Origin of the sequence: Porphyromonas levii, from assembly GCF_018206105.1 — a bacterium.
GTDB lineage: Bacteria > Bacteroidota > Bacteroidia > Bacteroidales > Porphyromonadaceae > Porphyromonas_A > Porphyromonas_A levii.
Genome location: NZ_JADRGN010000039.1, coordinates 1 through 19993 on the forward strand (window position 1 = coordinate 1; position 19993 = coordinate 19993).

General features: G+C 46.8%; 14 protein-coding genes and 1 riboswitch. Of the genes, 1 reads left to right on the forward strand and 13 read right to left on the reverse strand.

Annotated features, from left to right (window positions below; translation table 11 throughout):
* A partial coding sequence (locus tag IX315_RS07915; protein ID WP_211638895.1) for a hypothetical protein occupies positions 1-528 on the forward strand: 528 nt, incomplete at its 5' end.
* A 119-nt stretch (positions 529-647) separates the two neighbouring features.
* Here the strand turns inward: IX315_RS07915 and IX315_RS07920 are convergent.
* The 13 genes from IX315_RS07920 to IX315_RS07980 form a co-directional block, all read right to left on the reverse strand.
* A complete protein-coding gene (locus IX315_RS07920) occupies positions 648-1862 on the reverse strand; it encodes an L-serine ammonia-lyase, iron-sulfur-dependent, subunit alpha (RefSeq protein WP_134849779.1) in 1215 nt (404 codons plus the stop codon).
* Positions 1863-2019: 157 nt separating this feature from the next.
* Positions 2020-2217, forward strand: a riboswitch (cobalamin riboswitch).
* A 333-nt stretch (positions 2218-2550) separates the two neighbouring features.
* Complete coding sequence (locus IX315_RS07925; protein WP_018358378.1) at positions 2551-3132, reverse strand: hypothetical protein; 582 nt, start codon at positions 3130-3132, stop codon at positions 2551-2553.
* Positions 3133-3153: 21 nt separating this feature from the next.
* On the reverse strand, positions 3154-4104 hold the full coding sequence (locus tag IX315_RS07930; protein WP_018358377.1) for an NAD(P)H-dependent flavin oxidoreductase: 951 nt from the start codon (positions 4102-4104) through the stop codon (positions 3154-3156).
* A gap of 37 nt (positions 4105-4141) precedes the next feature.
* A complete protein-coding gene (locus tag IX315_RS07935; protein WP_244973127.1) occupies positions 4142-6121 on the reverse strand; it encodes a M3 family metallopeptidase in 1980 nt (659 codons plus the stop codon).
* Between the two features lie 90 nt (positions 6122-6211).
* Complete coding sequence (locus IX315_RS07940; RefSeq protein WP_167620626.1) at positions 6212-6655, reverse strand: RpiB/LacA/LacB family sugar-phosphate isomerase; 444 nt, start codon at positions 6653-6655, stop codon at positions 6212-6214.
* Between the two features lie 9 nt (positions 6656-6664).
* Complete coding sequence (locus tag IX315_RS07945) at positions 6665-8698, reverse strand: transketolase family protein (RefSeq protein ID WP_134849783.1); 2034 nt, start codon at positions 8696-8698, stop codon at positions 6665-6667.
* Between the two features lie 1179 nt (positions 8699-9877).
* Positions 9878-14224 carry a carbamoyl-phosphate synthase (glutamine-hydrolyzing) large subunit gene (carB, locus tag IX315_RS07950; protein ID WP_018358373.1) on the reverse strand — a complete coding sequence of 1449 codons (4347 nt, stop codon included), beginning with the start codon at positions 14222-14224 and terminating at the stop codon, positions 9878-9880.
* A 20-nt stretch (positions 14225-14244) separates the two neighbouring features.
* A complete protein-coding gene (locus IX315_RS07955; protein WP_018358372.1) occupies positions 14245-16131 on the reverse strand; it encodes an amidophosphoribosyltransferase in 1887 nt (628 codons plus the stop codon).
* A gap of 78 nt (positions 16132-16209) precedes the next feature.
* The gene (locus IX315_RS07960; protein ID WP_018358371.1) at positions 16210-16638 is read right to left on the reverse strand and encodes a DUF5606 family protein; all 429 of its coding nucleotides are present in this window, start codon (positions 16636-16638) and stop codon (positions 16210-16212) included.
* The gene (gene coaE / locus IX315_RS07965) at positions 16635-17231 is read right to left on the reverse strand and encodes a dephospho-CoA kinase (protein ID WP_211637349.1); all 597 of its coding nucleotides are present in this window, start codon (positions 17229-17231) and stop codon (positions 16635-16637) included. The genes IX315_RS07960 and coaE overlap by 4 nt, the downstream gene beginning before the upstream one ends.
* Positions 17231-18271 carry a YbbR-like domain-containing protein gene (locus IX315_RS07970; RefSeq protein WP_033408470.1) on the reverse strand — a complete coding sequence of 347 codons (1041 nt, stop codon included), beginning with the start codon at positions 18269-18271 and terminating at the stop codon, positions 17231-17233. The genes coaE and IX315_RS07970 overlap by 1 nt, the downstream gene beginning before the upstream one ends.
* A 97-nt stretch (positions 18272-18368) precedes the next feature.
* Positions 18369-18680, reverse strand: a complete 312-nt coding sequence (yajC, locus tag IX315_RS07975; RefSeq protein WP_018358368.1) for a preprotein translocase subunit YajC — start codon at positions 18678-18680, stop codon at positions 18369-18371.
* A gap of 24 nt (positions 18681-18704) precedes the next feature.
* Positions 18705-19625: a transcription antitermination factor NusB gene (locus IX315_RS07980; protein ID WP_018358367.1), complete on the reverse strand. Its 921-nt coding sequence runs from the start codon at positions 19623-19625 to the stop codon at positions 18705-18707.
* Positions 19626-19993 lie beyond the last annotated feature (368 nt).

A 19993-nucleotide genomic window follows, 5' to 3' on the forward strand; every position in this document is an offset into this window, starting at 1 on the left:
ATATATAGAGATGTTAACACTGACAGGCTGACAGGAGAGTATCCTCCACACTCAGAGCGAAGCCCTTTCAATCGTGCTGCTTCTAAGTTTCAGGTTGCTAAGGGTTTTTGTACTTATATGAATGGGATTAATAAGGGATTTAAATGGAATGAGAGGAACAACGTATCAGGATGTTCTTCGTATACTGAGGATCCTGATGGTAGAGATAGAGGGACATGGCGTGTGCCTAATCAGAGAGAGCTTCAACTCATGGCTCAGTATAAGTTGGTGGGGACATATGCCTCTCAAGACTATTATAATGGTGCTGTTGACAAACAGTATTTGGCAAAACCTCTTCAAGTCTGGTCATCCACATTTTACTCAAATGCTGCTGGAACAGATCTCGCAAATGATCCTAGAGCCTTTATTGGGACTGATCGTGGTGTGGCATTGCAGAGACAGAGAAATTCTTTTCAGGATCAGCATTCTCAACCTACTTCTCCTATCCCAGGTTTTAAACTCCGATGTGTGAGGGATTATCTTCAATAATTGATATCTTTAGGGCGCTACCATGATTTCATTTGATGGCTTATCTGAAAGATAACAATCAATATAAAAGGGCTAACTCTGCACGTAGAGTTAGCCCTTTTTGTTATATGTCGCTGTGATTATGGGAAGACACAATAGTTTGTAGCGAGTCCGCCCTCCGAGGTCTCTTTATATAGGCTTGGGAGATCATGGCCGGTTTGCTTCATCACCTCGACAACTTGATCAAAGTTGACCCTGTGGAATCCATTGGAGAGCGTAGAGTAGGTGTTGCTATCAAGGGCACGGGCAGCGGCAAAAGCGTTTCGCTCTATACAAGGTATCTGTACTAATCCACAAATAGGGTCGCAGGTCAGTCCCAGGTGATGCTCTAGTCCCATCTCAGCTGCGTACTCTATCTGATTGAGGCTTCCTCCAAAAAGTTGGTTGGCTGCTGCTGCTGCCATAGAGCATGCTACGCCTACCTCTCCTTGGCAACCCACTTCGGCACCTGATATAGAGGCGTTGGTACGAGCGATATTACCAAATAGTCCAGCCGTTGCGAGCGCTCTATGTATCATACGATCGGGAAAATCCCTGGAGGTCTGAAGGTGGTAGAGCACAGCAGGCATGACTCCTGAGGAACCACAAGTAGGCGCTGTAACCACAATATTTCCGGCAGCATTCTCCTCCGATACAGCAAGAGCATAGGCGTATACCAATCCTCGCGTACTCACATTACTATTGTACCCCTTGGCACGAATCAAATATTCCCCAGCTTTGCGACGCAGATTAAGCCCTCCAGGCAATATGCCCTCAGCTACTAGACCTCTCTCCACTGCGGATCTCATTACCTGCCATACGTCCGCTAGATGACTCCATACCGATGGATCATCAAAGCGCTCTACATACTCCCAGTAGGTGATACGCTCTTGATAGCAATAGTTCATTATCTCTACCAGTGTAGAGTGCGGATAGATCTTTGCATTGCGGCTCTCGTCGAAGTCTTTATTGGCAAGCGAACCGCCACCTATGCTGTATACTTCCCATGAGTCGATAACCTTATCTCCCTCTCCAATCGCTTCGAATAGTAGACCATTGGTATGAAATTCGGGTACAATTGTTGGCTCCCATAGCACCTTAGTAGGAGCTATTTTCTCAAGCACATCCAAGATAGCGACATCTGTCATGTGCCCTTTTCCCGTAGCGGCAAGAGAACCATATAGGTGAACCCTAAATCCATTTGGTCGGCTTCCGGTAAACCTCTTAGCAAACATTTCTGCTGCTCTTCGAGGCGCCATTGTATGACTACTGGAGGGACCGTGACCTATTTTATATATTGTTTTGATTGTTTCCATCTTTCTTACCATTCAAATACTGAACACTTGTTACAAAGGTACCAAATAATTGGATTACTAATAGGGTTATAACCTCTATGGGTGGTCTATTGTTGGGGTGTATTGGATTATGTGTATAAACTTTCCTATTGTTTTATTCAAATATTCAAGGATTATTGTATCTTTGCACTTGAAGGTGCTTTTGTAGGCATTCGTCTGCAAGGGTAAAAGGGAAACAGGTGCGAATCCTGTACAGTCCCGCTGCTGTGAGTCTTATATAACGGGTATAGCATTATCCACTGTAGGTGTATTACCTATGGGAAGGGGCTATATTTCGGAGACGAGTCAGAAAACCTGCCTTCCATGTGCATTTGTATCTCTCTCGAGGGTTGGAGAGGTGCCACAGATAGGCTTAGTCAAGTCGTTTTTCCCTTTCTTTGACCGCAATTGTGAAGAAGGCTAAGTTACTACAATGTGGTGTTTAGATCATCAGGCGAGCGTATGTCTGTGAAGAAATACGGCGTCACGTGCACACTGCAATGGAGCTGCTATCCTTGCATCTTCTGCCTTTTGGTGTTAGGATAGTCTACTCTTAGGAGTGGGTGTAGTAGTCATCACGTGGCTATGTACCCACTCCTTATTTTATGACGAATCTCCTCTATAGTAGGGTAAAGGTCCTATTCTATAGAGGAGATTTTAGGGAGGAGAATTATTGCTCGTCTAATAGACTATCTATATACTGTCGGATAGCCTTTTCGCCTTCATTGTAAAGTTTAAGAGAACAAGGGTCAAGATGAAAGAGGAAGTGCCAGTCCTCTTTATTCTCTTTTCTATAGATGATAGCTTCACCATCTTCTGAACCATGATAGGCTCGTTCAGCCTGTATACGTCTCTCTTCAAGAATAGTTTTTACAAGGTTGTAAGTCTTTTCCCGAGTCTCTACATACGTCTTTATCTCTTCGTTAGGGATGCTATAAGCATCTATAGTGGTAGCGCCTTGGATTAGCCCTTGATTGGGAATACTAAGGTTGGCTAGCTCAGCGAAGAATAGCTGGACCTTCTCAGTGTCCTTAAACGTAAATCGGCTTATTGGTACTATGTTCCCCTTAAATTCAACGCCCTCATAGTCGGGCAAAGCACCTACATTCAGCCATTCACTATCTATTCCTTCTTCGTCAGAAGTATACTCGTAGCCGTGGAGCTTAGCGAGGAATGCCCTACCATCTTCTATCGTATCGAAGCAGAGCCATGGATAGTCACGATCGTTATCGTAGTAAGTCAAGATATACATAAACAATAATATATAAATAGTTTAGATTGATAGCCTTCCAAGATTTCGAAGTACTTCTTTGGCTTCCCTTAGGATATCATTCATTACTTCACGTACTGGGAGAATCTTATCTATGGTGGAAGCGATTTGTCCTATCTCTAGTTCTCCTTCCTCAAGGTCACCTTCATACATGCCTTTCTTAGACCTTCCCCGCCCAAGCAATGCGGTTAGTTCTTCCTTTGTTGCACCAATAGACTCGGCTTCTGCTACCTGAGTAGTAAAACCTCCCTTAGCAAGTCGAGTGGGGATAAGCTTCTTGAGCATTAGCCTGGTCTCTCCTTCGCTCAAACCGATACAGTGTTCCTTGAAGTTCTGATGGCATGTACTCTCCTCCGTAAGTGCGAATGCCGTTCCTATCTGAACGCCATCGGCACCAAGGGCAAGAGCCGCTATTACCGAGCTTCCCGAGGCAATACCTCCTGCTGCTACAAGGGGTATGGAGATCGCACTACGCACGGCGGGGATAAGGCACATCGTGGTCGTTTCCTCTCTGCCATTGTGTCCGCCTGCTTCAAATCCCTCAGCAATCACTGCATCCACGCCACAAGACTCTGCCTTTCTAGCAAATTTTGAGCTACTCACTACGTGAAGTACCTTAATGCCATGCTCCTTCAGATGAGCAGTCCAGGTTGCTGGATTCCCTGCCGAGGTAATGACCACACGCACATTCTCCTCTACGATGATACCCATGTGTTCGTCTATATTGGGGTAGTTCAGGGGGAGGTTTACGCCAAAAGGCTTATCGGTGAGTTTCCTCGTATTGCGAATTTCTTCACGAAGCTGATCAGGGTACATCGTCCCGGCACCGAGTATTCCCAGCCCTCCTTCATTGCTTACAGCTGCAGCTAGCTTGTGCCCACTAGTCCAAGCCATACCGCCTTGGATGATAGGGTATTCTATGCCAAGCAACTGTGTAATAGGGTTATTTCTCATAGGGGGTGTTTAGTTTTGTAAATTCTATTATAATCTATTATTGGATGAGTCCTGAGCGACGCTTAAGTGCTTCGATTGTCGCAGCTCTACCCTTGAAGTTATGGTAAAGAACTTCAGGTTCGTCTGCATCGCCTCGCTCTAGTATCTCTCGCTTGAAGCGCATCGAGGTCTCGTGGTCACGTAGTCCATGCTTTAGAAACTCCTCAAAGGCGTCCGCCTCTAGTAGTTCAGCCCACTTATAACCATAATAACCAGCAGCGTACCCTCCATTGAAGATATGAGAGAAGGCAGTGCTAACACTCGTACCATCCACATGAGGGAGCAGTGTAACCTCCTTATATGCTGCTCGCTCTAGTTCCTCAATATCTTGTGGCAGGCTTTCAGGGTTATTTGAGTGCCACAGCATATCCAGATAGCCGAAGCCGAGCTGACGGATACAAGCGTATCCCTCTAGGAAGAGCGTATTGCGCTTGATTGCTTCCAGTAGTTCGTCGGAGATAGGTTCGCCAGTCTTATAGTGCCTTGCGAAAGTTCGGATAAACTCTGGTTGCCTTGCCCAGTTCTCATTGAAGTGCGATGGTAGCTCCACAAAATCATGTACTACATTAGTTCCGCTTAGCGAAGCATAAGGTACTTGGGTGAGTAACCCATGCAGACCGTGCCCAAACTCGTGAAATAGCGTAGTTACCTCATCGTGCGTTAGGAGAGAAGGTTGGCTCTCAGTGGCTGGCGTAAAGTTCATCACCAGACTTACCACAGGGCGTACCTCACCGTAAGCCTCCACAAAGTTGGTCATCCATGCTCCCGAGCGTTTGCCTTTTCGTGGGAAGAAGTCACAGAGTAGGGTGCCAACCAACTGATTGTGCGCACTAACCCTATACACTTTCACCTCAGGACGGTAGGGCACTAGCTCCTCAGTCTCTTCTATCTTTAGTTCGTACAAATCGCTAGCGAGGTCAAACATAGCCCTCACCACGCTCTCTAGTTCAAAGAAAGGTCTGGTCTGCTCCTCATCATACTCTAAGTGCTTCTGGCGGTACTTCTCCGCGAGATAGCTCCAGTCCCAAGGCTGTAAGTCCGATACCCCTTCTGTGACCTCCGCTATTTCTTTTTGAGCCAATGGGGTATATGCCTCTCGGAGTTCATCTAGCATGCTTAGTACATGAGATGGTTGTTTAGCCATTTTAGTGCTCAGACGATAATCGGCAAAGCTATCGAAACCCAGTAAGTGTGCTATCTGATAGCGGATGGTGGCAATTCTATAGACCAGGTCTATATTACAGGTCTCCTTCTTCCTATCCATGCCAAGGGTAGCGCGCCCCATATATATTTGCTGGCGGATAGAGCGGTCGTCACAATACTTCAGGACTGCACTATACGATGGCATACTGAGATCGAAAAGCCACCCCTCTTTACCGTGCTCCTGAGCCAGTTTCTTGGCAGATTCCAGTGCCGAAGTTGGCAGACGTTTTATTGTCTTTCCTTCCGTAACTTGTAGGGTATAGGCATTCTGCTCCTTTAGCACATTCTGCCCGAAAGAGAGGGTCGCCATACTTAGCTCCTTCCTTAGCTCCTTCAGCTGCTTTCTAGTAGCTTCATCGAGATAGGCTCCACCCCTTTGGTAGCCTTCGTACGTTCGGAATGTGAGTCGTTTGTCTATAGCACTGAGGGTATCCATGTGCTCCTCATAGACTACTCTTACTCGCTCTGCAAGCAGGCTATCCATTCCTACCTCGTTGCTGATATCGGTAAGCAGTGGTGTAAGCTCTTGAGAAAGTTCCATCAACCTATCGTCAGCATCACAGCTAAGTAGGTTGAAGAATACCGAAGATGCGAGGTCAAGTCCCTTGCCAGCCTCCTCAAGTGCCAATATTGTATTCTCAAATGTAGGTGCCTCTTGGCACACCCTAATCTCCTCAATCTCCGACCTAAACTGCTCAGCCTCTGTCCTCACATTTTGTGCTAGGAGGTCAGGCTTTCTATGAGTAAAGTCGGGAAATAATATCTTATCTTTCATCGCTATATAGAACAAGTGTGGAGCCACAATTGTTGCGACCCCACACTTGATAACTCCGTGGAACCACATCAATTGTGGTACTCCACTATCTTAGTCATGAAGTGGTATCTTGGCTACTCGGTCTGTATGCCTACCACCCTCAAACTCGGTTGAGAAGAATTCCTGTACTATTGCTTTTGCCTCTTCGTCACTCACAAATCGTCCAGGGATACTCAGTACATTGGCGTTATTGTGCTGACGAGTGAGGTGAGCCTGCTCCGTATTCCATGAGAGTCCCGCACGCACATGAGGATGCTTATTTAGCGCCATGGAGATGCCATTGCCCGAACCACAAACAGCCACACCCCATTGTACTTCACCCTTATCGATAGCATATCCGAGCTTGTGTGCATAATCGGGATAATCTACACGCTCATTTACTAGGGTGCCATAGTCCACTACTAGAGTGTCGGGATAGGTCTCCTGCAAGTATTTGCGCACAACCTCTTTGATTTCGTAGCCAGCGTGGTCGCAAGCCAGTCCTATGCTCTTAATTTCCATAGCTTACTTCTTAAGTAGTTGCTTCACCTGATTCTTCACGTTATCTGGCGAAAAGCCGAGCTTCTCGTCCAGTACTTTATAGGGCGCAGAGAAGCCGAAACTCTCAAGCCCCCATATCTTGCCAGTGCCATGAGGTATCAATCCCTCTAGGTTTACTGGCAAACCAGCAGTAAGACCAAAACGTGGTAGACCCTCTGGGAGTACCTCAGCCTGATAAGCCTCAGGCTGTAGCCTAAAAATAGCTTCACTAGTGATAGAAGCAATGTTGCACTTGATACCCTCTTCTGCAAGTAGCTTTGCACCAGCAACCAGCGTAGAAACTTCCGAACCAGTAGCTACGAGCACTACATCGGGCTGCTCTACCTTCTGTGTGAGGTAGCCACCCTGCCTTACACGGAGGCTTTGGCTGTAGTCGTTATTGGGGAGGTCTTCTACATTTTGTCGAGAGAGAATAAGAGCTGTAGGCGTAGACTTATTCTCCATCGCCATCTGCCAACTTACAGTTGTTTCATATACGTCAGCAGGACGAAGCACCATGGTAGAAGGTTTGCCACTGTGGTTCTTTAGCTTCTCCATGAGACGGATCTGTGCCTCTTGCTCCACTGGTTCGTGGGTAGGTCCATCCTCTCCTACGCGGAAAGCATCGTGTGTCCATACAAATCGAATAGGCACCTCCATTAGTGCTGCTATACGCACTGCAGGCTTCATATAGTCTGAGAATACGAAGAACGTACCACAAGCAGTATGGAATCCACCGTGTAGCGCAATACCGATACATACCGCAGCCATGGTAAGCTCAGAGACACCTGGCTGTAAGAAAGCACCGCTAAAGTCGTCCTTGGTAATCATTTTGGTCTCCTTGAGGAAGCCATCTGTCTTGTCGGAGTTGGACAAGTCGGCACTGGCTACAATCATATTAGGCAGATTCTTTGCGAGGAAGCCAAGCGACTTAGCTGATGCATTGCGTGTAGCATCGTTGGGTTTTTGCTCTATGCTTTTCCAGTCTAGGAAGCTGGTGTCTAGGCTAATCCAGCGCTCTAGTTCACGTGCATCCTCTGCATGAGCCTTGCTCCAGTCTCTGTATTGTGCCTGCCAATTGGCAGCTTCTTTTCTGATTTCTTCCTTACGAGCATCGTACAGAGCTTGAACTTCGTCAAAGATGACAAAAGGCTGCTCTGGATTGCCGCCAAGGCTCTTAATGGTCTCAGCTACACCACCACCTGCTGCAGAAAGAGGCTGCCCATGAGTCTTTACAAGACCTTCGAAGCATTCATTCTCAGGAGAGAGCATACCTTTACCCATCACGGTGTGCCCAATGATTAGTGTTGGTTTACCCTTTACAGCAATGGCTTGGTCTAGCGCCTTACGAATCTCATTATGGTCGTTACCATTGATCTCGATAACCTCCCAATTCCATGCGCGGTACTTCATCGCCACATCCTCGGTCATCACTTCGGATACCTTGGTAGAGAGCTGTACGTTATTGGCGTCATAAAACATTACGAGATTATCGAGGCCCAAGTGCCCTGCAATACGCCCAGCGCCCTGAGATACCTCTTCCTGTACACCACCATCGGAGATGAAGGCAAAGATACGCTGCCGCATAAGATCTTCGCCAAACCTTGCAGCCATCTTCTTGGCAGCAATAGCAGCACCTACAGCCATCGTATGTCCAAGACCTAGAGGACCTGAGGTGTTTTCGATACCACGAGTGATATCTAGCTCTGGGTGCCCTGGTGTAGGGCTCCCCCACTGACGGAAGTTCATCAGCTCCTCCATTGTAAACCTGCCGGTCATCGCAAGTACTCCGTAGAGCATTGGACTCATATGCCCAGGATCGAGGAAGAAACGATCTCTAGCAATCCACTCTGGTTGCTCAGGGTCATAAACCATATACTCGGAGAAGAGGATATGGGCAAAGTCCGCACCGCCCATTGCTCCACCTGGGTGTCCCGACTTAGCACGCTCTACCATAGAGAGTGCCAAAATCCTCAGATTGTCAGCCGCCTTGAGGCTCAGCGCATTTTCGATAGCCATAGTATGAAATATCTTTTGTATATTATATATGTGTGATTACTTCGTAATGCAGTCGCTCCCTCCTATCTCTCTACAAATCTACCTATTTTTCCTTAGAATACTGGGCATTGTTCCCTCGGATTAGCCAAATCCCATACTTGAGGTAGTGGGCCTCGGTACTTGTGTGGGGTGGAAGAGTAACGATAACCATTGGAAGAAGTGCCCTAGCTGGCTATTACTTTTGTGTAGCCCAAGTGGTCGTTCGAACAATTGTATCCGTCCTCTTGCCATTACGCTTCTACACAAGTACTTGACGGCGAGTACCTTTATTGGAGACGGCAATCTGCCAAATTTATTCCTAGGAATAAATAAATTTATCTCTAGGAATAAAAATATTTATTTGTACAGAAAAATAAATTTATTCCTAGGAATAAATTTCGGTGATAGCGCGAGCCACAACTGGTGCTCGCCTGAGCGATTACGGTTAGAAGGCTGCACCCCCACGACACCGCTGGGGTTCGGGAGCATTCATAACGAACAATAATAGAATACATTAGCGCAGTGTTCGTTACCTCGGTTGAGGGCGTAGCCCGAGGCCGTGGATAGAGTTAGCCCCCAAACCCCCTAAAGGGGGCTTGTACATCCTGTGAGCAAGGGAAAGCCCCCTTTAGGGGGTTTGGGGGCATAGGCTCCACTCCTCAGTTCAAGCGTGGCTAGCGAAAACTGCGCTAATGTCCTCCCTTGAACCAGTCCGAAATAGATAACATTAGCGCAGTGTTCGTTACCTCGGTTGAGGGCGTAGCCCGAGAGTATGGAGTTTGGGTGTTGATATTAATGATATAGCACATTAGCGTAGTTTTCAGTAGCCTCGGTTGAGGGCGAAGCCCGAGACCGTGGAAAGGGAGCTCGACAAATAAAGTCCCCCTCCCCCCCGTAGTGCGGCAGAGCCGCACTACGGGGGGGAGGGGGTAAGGGGGAGGGGGGAGGCTAGCGAATACTGCGTTAATATTTCACCCAATCCCCATTCCAAACTATAACCCATTAGTGCAGATTTCCTTATACACATAGCCTATAGGGTAGGAGAGGGATAATTATATTTTCCTGTTGGTCGGATATTTTATTTGTGCACGATAAAAACACCTCTATAGAGATGCCGCAGCGAATCTATAGAGGTGAAATCCTTAACTACGCTATTGTGTATTAGTTATCGATAAAATCGCTCCATGGCGTGATGGAGATTTTGTCTTCAGGGATGCTACAGAATGCGTGTATATAAGCGCTTGCTAAGCGAGCATTGGTAATGAGTGGGATATTGAGGTCTACGGCAGCCCTACGGAGCTTGTAACCATTGGTAAGTTCTCCTGGGGTGAGGTTCTTATTGATATTCACCACAAGGTCTACTTCCTTTTGGTGCAGGAGGTCAAGTGCCTGAGGTGTACCCTCTTCGCTTGGCCAGTAGCATAGGGTACTCTCTATGCCATTATCTGCGAGGAAGTTGTGCGTCCCCTCTGTAGCGTAGATCGTGTAACCCTTTTCACGGAGTAGCTTAGCGCTATCAAGGAGCGCAACTTTTTGCTTGAGCCCTCCATTACTCATGAGTACCGCTTTCTTAGGAATTCTATGCCCTACAGATAGCATGGCTTGTAGGATGGCTTCGTCACTAGAGCGAGCAATACAACCGACTTCGCCAGTAGAGGTCATATCTACGCCGAGTACTGGGTCGGCTTTTTGTAGTCGTGTGAAGGAGAATTGTGACGCCTTTACACCTACATGATCTAGGTCGAAAGCGTTTTTCCTAGGCGCTTCGTAAGGCTTCCCTAGCATTATCTTGGTTGCAAGGTCTATCATATTATAGTTGGAGACCTTACTTACGAATGGGAAACTACGAGAAGCGCGGAGATTACACTCGATTACTTTGATCTCATTTTCCCTTGCTAGGAACTGGATGTTGAATGGGCCAGAGATGTGTAGCTCCTTGGCTATTGCACGTGAGATACGCTTAATACGGCGGATGGTCTCGATGTACAGTTTCTGCGCTGGGAACTGGATGGTGGCATCTCCTGAATGGACACCGGCATACTCGATATGCTCACTGATAGCATAGGCTACGAGTTCGCCCTTGTCTGCCACTGCATCAAGCTCTATCTCCTTGGCATTTTGTAGGAAGCTAGAGACCACTACTGGATGCTTCTTGGATACATTGGCTGCGAGCTTGAGGAATCGCTCTAGCTCCTCACCATTGGAGCATACGTTCATGGCTGCACCACTGAGCACATAAGACGGACGTACCAGTACGGGATAGCCTACTTCTTGTACAAAATCCTCTACATCATCGAGAGTAGTGAGCTCTTTCCATGCTGGCTGATCGATACCAAGACGATCGAGCATAGCGGAGAACTTATGACGATCCTCGGCATTATCGATATACCTAGCTTGGGTGCCTAGGATTGGTGCTTTGATGGCATCGAGTTTCATCGCAAGGTTATTAGGAATCTGTCCACCAGTGGAGAGAATAGTACCCATTGGCTGTTCGAGATCCAATATGTCTTGTACTCGCTCGAAGGTGAGTTCGTCGAAGTAGAGCCTATCTGAGAGATCGTAGTCGGTACTAACGGTTTCAGGGTTATAGTTTATCATTATTGAGCGCAATCCTACCTCTCGTATGGTGTTGAGGGCTGATACTCCACACCAGTCAAACTCCACTGAGCTACCGATACGGTAAGCACCAGAACCAAGTACCGCTACGCTATCATTGCCTACCCCGAAGTCTACATCGTGCTGAGTGCCATCATAAGTGACGTAGAGATAGTTGGTATGTGCAGGATACTCGCCTGCCATGGTATCGATTTGACGAACTACAGGGGTTACTCCATGAGTCTTGCGGTACTCGCGCACCTTGGCTTGAAGCGCCTCGATATCGGAGATATCTGTACCGTATAGTGCACGGGCTATTTGGAAGTCTGAGAAACCCTGTACCTTGGCTTTGCGAAGAAGAGGGGTAGGGACTTGGGTTATTTCTCTTAGTGCTTCTAGCTCTTCGGCTGTGTCCATGATATTACGCAGCTTGTGGAGGAAGAAGAGGTCTATCTTCGTGAGCTCGTGAATCTGCTCTACAGAATATCCGAGGCGGAAGGCTTTGCTTATGACAAAGATACGGTTGTCGGTAGGCTGGCTTAGCGCCTTTGGTACGTCTGGTATAACTAGTTCTTTGTTCTCCACGAAGCCGTGCATACCCTGTCCAATCATACGGAGTCCCTTTTGGATAACTTCCTCGATGGTTCTTCCGATAGACATAATCTCGCCGACCGATTTCATGCTACTCCCAATCTCTCGGGATACGCCATGGAACTTGCTGAGGTCCCAGCGTGGTATCTTACATACTACATAGTCGAGTGCTGGTTCGAAGAAAGCGGAAGTGGTCTCGGTGACTGCATTCTTGAGCTCGAATAGGCCATAGCCCATACCTAGCTTAGCAGCGACAAAGGCAAGAGGGTAGCCTGTAGCCTTGGAGGCAAGAGCTGAGGAGCGGCTCAGACGTGCATTGACTTCGATTACTCTATAGTCCTCGCTATTAGGGTCGAGGGCGTACTGTACGTTGCACTCTCCTACGATGCCGATATGGCGGACAATCCGAAGGGCAATAGAACGGAGCTTTTGGTGCTCAGAATTGGTCAGTGTCTGTGAAGGAGCAAGTACGATACTCTCGCCTGTATGGATGCCGAGAGGGTCGAAGTTCTCCATATTGCAGACAGTGATACAGTTATCGTATCTATCTCTCACTACTTCGTACTCTATCTCCTTCCACCCTCTAAGGCTCTTCTCAACGAGCACTTGAGGAGAGAAGGCAAAGGCTTTTTCACATAGGGCATTTAGCTCTTCTTCGTTGTCGCAAAAGCCACTACCAAGACCTCCGAGTGCATAAGCGGCACGCACAATAATTGGGTACCCTAGCTCTCGAGCCGCAGCACGCGCTGCCTCGATGGTTTCTACGGCTTCGCTCTGGATAGTCTTAACGTCTATCTGATCCAGCTTCTCCACAAAGAGTTCGCGATCCTCGGTATCCATGATAGCTTGGACAGGTGTTCCGAGAACCTCTACACCATACTTCTGAAGGATGCCCTTCTGGTAAAGAGCTACACCACAGTTGAGAGCAGTCTGCCCACCAAAGGCAAGTAAGATACCGTCGGGACGCTCTTTCTCTATGACCTTTTCGAGGAAGTAAGGGGTGACTGGAAGGAAGTAGACCACATCAGCGACGCCCTTGGAGGTCTGTACTGTAGCAATATTAGGATTGACTAGTACGGTGTAGATGCCTTCCTCACGAAGTGCTTTGAGGGCTTGTGAACCTGAGTAGTCAAACTCTCCTGCCTCGCCAATCTTTAGCGCCCCTGAACCTAGGACTAGTACCTTATTGTACTTCTTACGGCTATTAGTGGGTTGCTGAGTATGCAATGTAACTGGTTTTCCCGCCTCAATCAGCTTAGCAAAGTCGTCAAAGATAAACTCTGTATCGAGCGGTCCTCCATTAGCTTCGGGATGAAACTGGGTAGAGAAATACTTGCCACTCTCGTGAATGAGTCCTTCGTTGGTGCCGTCATTGAGGTTGCGGAAGTAGGGATGCCAGCCCTGTGGTAGCTGTGTATCGTCTACTGCGAAGCCGTGGTTTTGGCTCGTGATGTAGCAGTTGTTAGTGCCTACCATCTGTACTGGCTGATTGACAGATCTGTGTCCAAAAGGCATCTTAGCTACCTTGGCACCTATAGCCAAAGCGATAATCTGGTTGCCCATGCAGATACCCGCCACAGGTTTCTTCCCCTCTTGGATAACCTTTCGTACGTGCTCTATGAGAGGGGTACATAGGTTCGGATTACCAGGTCCATTACTGATGAATAGACCATCGTACTCCATTGTGGTGAAGTCGTAGTCCCATGGTACTAGGGTAACATTGATACCGCGTTCTAGAAGTAAGCGGATAATATTCTCCTTTACACCACAATCTACAAGCACCGCGTGTTTATCCCCACTGCTCTGGAAATGCTTTACCTCCTTGGTCGATGCTTGAGCTACTAGATTAACTTCGTCTGTGCTGACAAAGTCGATATCTTCCCCTCCCTCGATAAGTACTTTGCCAAGGAGTGGTCCTTCGTTGCGGAGCTTCTTCGTGAGCTCACGGGTATCGATACCTGTGAGTCCTACTACGCCATGACGACTGAGCGCCTCCTCAAGGCTCTCCATGGCGTTCCAGTGACTGTACTTATCGGTATAGTCGTGCATGATGAATGCAACGGGGTGTATGCTGTCGCTCTCCCATAGCTTTGTCAGTCCTGTAGTTGGATTTTTCTCCTCTGTAGGAAACCCATAATTACCTATAATAGGGTAGGTCTCTACGAGTATCTGACCAGCATAGGAGGGGTCTGTGAGGCTTTCGGTATAGCCCGTCATAGCGGTATTGAATACCACCTCTCCACTTACTTGTATATTGGCTCCTATAACTTCACCCTCGTATCGGGTGCCATCGCTTAGGATGAGTACGCCCTTCTTTCTCATAGTGTTATTAGTCTGTCTATTTATAGTTTTCTGAAATCTTGCTCGTAGTACAGCTTATAGGCTAGATTGGTCTTTTCCATACCTCCTGGCGTTGGGTAATCTCCGCTGAAGTACCAATCCCCAGGATGCTCAGGGATAGCGGTATGAAGCCCTTCAAGACTCTGGAATACGAGTTCTACTTCTGCCTTTACAGAAGATGGCTTGAGACGCTCAACGATCTTATGATTAATCTCCTCTATGGTAAATGGTTGGTAGATATCCTTGACAAAGTTACGTTCCTTAATCATAGGGGTATGAAGATGCTCTATAATAGCTCTATAGGTGTCGTGGATAACATACGCCATTCCGCGCTCAAGCAGAAGGTCGATGGCAGCTAGGAAAGCGACGAATTCTCTCATCCTACTCATGTCGATACCATAGTGGTCTGGGTAACGTATTTGAGGCGCAGAGGATACGACTACAATCTTCTTTGGGTTGAGCCGGTCTAGGATGCTGATTATGCTCTCCTTGAGGGTGGTCCCGCGCACAATACTATCATCGATAACAACAAGATTGTCTACCCCCTTTTCTACTGTGCCATAGGTAATATCGTAGACATGCTGCGCGAGGTCGGTACGGCTCGCTCCTTCAGAGATAAATGTACGTAACTTGATGTCCTTGATCACTACTTTCTCAGAGCGAACTCTCTTATCTAAAAGCTCGAAAACCTCCTCTTTAGACATGTTGGGGTTATTGGTGATAAGCTCAGCCCTATACTTATTGAAGTGCCGCTCCATCCCTTCTATCATACCGAAGTACGATACTTCTGCTGTGTTGGGAATGAAGGAGAAGACAGAGTGCTCTATATCATTATCAATAGCCTTGAGTACATCAGGGACAAGCTGTTCGCCTAGCTTCTTACGCTCCTTATAAATATCTTGGTCCGAAGCACGGGAGAAGTAGATGCGCTCAAAGGAACACGCCTTATTTTCTCTCTTGGGTAGGATGTTGCTTACCTGTATCTTCGCGCCAGTCTTGTCTATTGTTAGGGTATCGCCTCTGTCAAGCTCGTGTACTTGTTCTGCTGATACATTGAGTACCGTCTGTATCACTGCTCGCTCCGAAGCGCATACTACAATCTCATCGTCGTAGTAGTAGAATGCTGGCCTTATACCCCAAGGGTCACGCAGCATAAACATCTCTCCACTACCCGTCAGACCGCACATTGTGTAGCCGCCATCCCATAGAGGGGCACACTCCTTAAGGGGGGTAGTCATATCTATTCTAGACTCAATGTCATGGGTAATATCCATGCCCTCAAGTCCTTTCTTCTTACTTTCCCTAAACTTATGTTCTACTTCTCTATCCAGTCTGTGTCCTAGTTGCTCAAGGATAATATGGGTATCAGAATTACTCCTTGGGTGCTGTCCTACAGAGGTAATCTCATCGAAGATTTTATCGACAGAGGTGAGCGTGAAGTTGCCACAGAGTGCCAAGCTCTTTGCCCTCCAGTTATTACGTCTCAGCATTGGGTGAACGTAGTGAATCTCCTGCTTACCTTGTGTTGCGTAACGTAGGTGTCCCATGTAGCACTCCGCAGCATATGGGATATGTGTCTGAGCGAAATTGGGGTCTGCTTGTTTCTCTTGCGAAAAAGTCTGAATATGTTTCTCTACCGCACCAAATATCTCGGTGATAGCAGTGTTCCCCAGAGCACGCTCACGATACATATACTCCTCACCAGTAGGGGCAGTAAGCTTTACACAAGAGATACCTGCACCATCTTGACCTCTATTGTGTTGCTTCTCCATCAATAAGTACATCTTATTGAGTCCGTAGCGCCAAGTGCCATACTTCTCTTGGTAGTAGGTTAGGGGTTTACGTAGCCGTACCATTGCTACACCACACTCATGCTTCAACTCTTCCATCTAAGCTCTCCTCGTCTTGTGTTTTTATATTTGTAAAGAAGCCAGTGCACACACGTGACACTGGCTTCGCCTAATCATTTATTCTTGTGCCGTAGTTTGATCATCCTCTTGTACTACGAAAGCCTCCATACCAGCCTTCCTCAGGATGTTGTACCACTTCACCAGCTTCTTGATGTCGCTATCGTGCACACGCTCCTTATCGTAGATAGGAAGCACCTCCGCCATCCAGCCTCGTAGCTTTGTCTTATCCGCAATGATTGCTGCTTCATCGGCAACTATCTCTGGGTACTTAGCCTTAATCTCCTCAAATACTTCTGCCAAAGGCTTGTCGCCCTCTTCGGTGTAGATAGAGATATCAGCTAGAGATACGATATTATCACGTGCAAAGAGCGGTTGTTTGCGACCACTCTCCAAGTCCTCAGCCGTAAATGGTGCACGGGTACGATTGATCAACTTAAATAGCCCTGGCTTACCAGAGATAGAGATTACATCAGTTAGCTTCATCATTTGTCCTTATAATTTATTAAACGCTCCCATAGGGCTTCTATTGCCCGAGTGATGGAGCTTGTCCCACTATTATCTATCTTAATATCTGCTTCCCCCCTTTGGCGTCTGCCCTCCTCCTCTTGGATGGCTTCGATCTGCCTAAACTCATCTATACTCCGCTCACTATCTCTCTGTTGCACCCTTTGGAACCTTACCTCCTCAGGCGCTTCTACTGCGAGAGTAGTATCGCACAGACGATAGAATCCCGATGTAAAGAGAATTGCGCTCTCAATACCCACCCATTGGGTGCCCTGTTCGCTTCTCCACTTTTCGAACTCCCGTGCTACGGCTCTATGTACGATATCCTCTAGGATTGCTTTTCGTCGAGGGTTTGAAAGTGTCTCCTTAAGTCGTCCTTTATTCAATAGACCTCTATCGATAGGCAAAAACCCTAGCTGGCTCTCTATTTCCCCAATCACCAAGGCGTCGAAATACACCCCCTTAGCTACGGAGTCGGAATCAAAGCAAGGGATATCGTATAGTGTTGTAAGCGCCTCTCTTACCACACTCTTTCCTGAACCTATTAGCCCACATATCCCTATGACCTTTCCCATCACTGTTGCTCTATTAGATATTCTACCGCATCAGGCTCCATCTGTAGCATCTGTACCTGCTTCGGGATATTAGGCAAATGTAGCTTGAGCTTCTTCGTCCCCTCAGTAAGTTCATCTATATCTACATAGGGGTGTAGTTGGTTGGAGATATCTCCAATAGATACACTGCTTACCGCAAGGAATGTAACCTTTATGGCTGATGGGAAAAGCCTGATATTGTACCCCTCTGGCAGGTTCCGAACCTGGATGTCGGTAATCACAAAAGTATTATAACGGAGCGGTGCTACCACTGTTTTGATGGTCACGGAGTCGGGCGTCAGTCGCACTCCATGAGGACTTACCAGAGCCACCTTGTGGTAGCTTACACTATCCTCCCTTACTACCAAAGGTTTAGGATCCGTACTGACTAGCCCTTGTGTCCTAATCAGGCTATCAATAGAGGTGGCAAGCCCGTATGCTGTTACTATTTCTGGCTGCATGTCTAAGTCTACTAGCATACGATTGCTCTCCTCTCCTAGATTTATTTGACCTCCGAAAAATACCCCAATCTGCTTTTCTACTAGTGGTGCATAGGAGAAAGAGACGAAGTCTGGGAAGAGTCTAATCTGTGCGTTGGTGCCATTGTCGAAGTAGTTGTCGAATAGCTCATTGGTATTCCTTATCTGCCTAAGCAGTTCTTCATTTCCAATGCTCATGTAGCCTCCATCGGAGGTTAGCATCATCGTATCGATAGCGAGCTTAAGCACTGGCGCCTTTGAGAACAGCCCTTCGAGCGTGTACGAGAGCAATTCATCACCGCGCGCTGTGATTGCTACTTCTATTGCTGGAGGTATCCCACTTTGGTTATCTATGGCAAATTTTAGCGGCAGGGTAGGTGGTTCCACCTCAATCCTTACCTTTTTAGTGTAAGTGGCGTCCATCGATTGGATCAGCCAAAGCACAGCAGAAAGGAGAATACAGAAGAGCAGAATTAGCCATCTCCTACCTTTAGAGAAGTAGGAGACGGGTTTCCACGCTTGTAGTCTGTCCCAAAGAACCATGCTTAATGGTAAGGCAAGAAATAAAAGTCTGAGCGATAGTATTTACTCAGAGCTGAGGGAGACAACCCCTTCAGCTCCCAGCATCGCTCTTCCTTATTTACTTCTTATTCTCAGTGAGTGCGAATACCTGATTGAAGTCTACCTTCATCTTCACACCTTCCCATACCTCTATGGTTACTTGGTTATTCTCCGTATTAATCTCACGGATAGTGCCATAGATACCTCCAGAAGTCATAATCTTATCGCCAGGCTTCATGGCTTTACGAGCCTCTTGGATCTTCTTCTGCTGTTTGCTCTGAGGGCGGATGATAAAGAAGTAGAAGATAGCTATCATCAGCACGATCATAAGGATCGAGTTCATCCCGTTGCCAAATACACTTCCAGCTTGTAATAGTGTCATAAGTGTCATAATTTTATTGTTGTTTTACTTGTTTTACTCTCCCAGTATTTTCCCTTCCGCCTTTAGTTCGGTAAATAGCTCGTGTAGAATACCATTGATAAAGGTATAGCTATTCTCAGAACTATAGTAGTGCGCCATATTGAGGTACTCATTGATGGTCACTCTGGTAGCAATTTGTGGGAAGTGGATGGCTTCGGTCACTGCAAGTTGCATAATGATATAATCCATCTCACTTACACGATCCTTGTCCCAATTCTTGAAGTACTTACTGATGCGCTCTCTATACTCATCGCCATGGACAATAGCTTGCTCCAATAGTACGGGCCCAAAGTCCTCATCCTCTTCAGAGGAGTACTGGGGCTTAAGGTGCTTACTATAGGGCTTCTCATCGCTAATGCTATTGTAAGCCTTGGTAACGAAAGTAAAGATAATTGCAATATCATCGTTTCTGAAAGTGTTGGAATCCTCAAGCAGCTCGGTAAATAGCTCGCTTTGCAGTATCTCCTCACCATAGAAATTGCGCCAAGCCTTTCTTACCTCAGATAGGTCTTTCCAATCAATCGAAGTCTTATCCCCGCGTCGTTCTATCAGCTTATTGAGTAGGTTGTTGATAAAGGAGTCTATGCCATGTGTCGTTACCTTGGCAGGTTCACGCTCTGCTAAGTAGTCATCGTCGCTTCCTATTATCTGAGTAATAGGGTTATTTATAATGTGCTTGAGTAGACGAATAGTCTGAGCATCCTTATTGAACTTCTCCTCCTCCTTGAGTAGACGAAACTCAGCTGCCTCCTTGAGGTCATAAGGCAAACCGGTAAGATAGATGTAGAGCTGGTACGACTGCTCGAGCGCATATCTAAGCAAACCAATAGCACCGGGAATACCCATACCCTTCACTTGATAGTAATTGTATAGGACCTGCAACACCTTAATCCTTATTAGCAATCTATTAATCATCCCTTCTTTTGCTCTACAATGCTTCTATGAAAACTCTATTTCTTATATTTCCCTCCACCCATAAGTCAAGCGCAAAGATACAATTTTCCAGCCAATCCGAGCCACTGTTGTCTCAAATTCTCACAACAATCTCTTCCTCTCAGTTCGTGACAGTAAAACGATGCTTCATATCCTGTGGAAGTTCAGCCTCTAAATTGTAGGTATTCGTAACCAAGTGATTATCTTGCTTACATTCAAATGTATACGTAATGTGTATTTAGTTGAATGTCTGCATGATAGCTAATACAATTGTCTTAAAGTACGATACTAGAGAAATGGATATAGGCGAGAGAACATTTTGGAGCGTCGGAGTAACGAAATTTATTCCT

Coding starts and splice junctions, on each gene's coding strand:
- IX315_RS07920 (WP_134849779.1), bottom strand. CDS start 1,862: ATGGAAACAATCAAAACAATATATAAAATAGGTCACGGTCCCTCCAGT.
- IX315_RS07925 (WP_018358378.1), bottom strand. CDS start 3,132: ATGTATATCTTGACTTACTACGATAACGATCGTGACTATCCATGGCTC.
- IX315_RS07930 (WP_018358377.1), bottom strand. CDS start 4,104: ATGAGAAATAACCCTATTACACAGTTGCTTGGCATAGAATACCCTATC.
- IX315_RS07935 (WP_244973127.1), bottom strand. CDS start 6,121: ATGAAAGATAAGATATTATTTCCCGACTTTACTCATAGAAAGCCTGAC.
- IX315_RS07945 (WP_134849783.1), bottom strand. CDS start 8,698: ATGGCTATCGAAAATGCGCTGAGCCTCAAGGCGGCTGACAATCTGAGG.
- carB (WP_018358373.1), bottom strand. CDS start 14,224: ATGAGAAAGAAGGGCGTACTCATCCTAAGCGATGGCACCCGATACGAG.
- IX315_RS07955 (WP_018358372.1), bottom strand. CDS start 16,131: ATGGAAGAGTTGAAGCATGAGTGTGGTGTAGCAATGGTACGGCTACGT.
- IX315_RS07960 (WP_018358371.1), bottom strand. CDS start 16,638: ATGATGAAGCTAACTGATGTAATCTCTATCTCTGGTAAGCCAGGGCTA.
- coaE (WP_211637349.1), bottom strand. CDS start 17,231: ATGGGAAAGGTCATAGGGATATGTGGGCTAATAGGTTCAGGAAAGAGT.
- IX315_RS07970 (WP_033408470.1), bottom strand. CDS start 18,271: ATGGTTCTTTGGGACAGACTACAAGCGTGGAAACCCGTCTCCTACTTC.
- yajC (WP_018358368.1), bottom strand. CDS start 18,680: ATGACACTTATGACACTATTACAAGCTGGAAGTGTATTTGGCAACGGG.
- IX315_RS07980 (WP_018358367.1), bottom strand. CDS start 19,625: ATGATTAATAGATTGCTAATAAGGATTAAGGTGTTGCAGGTCCTATAC.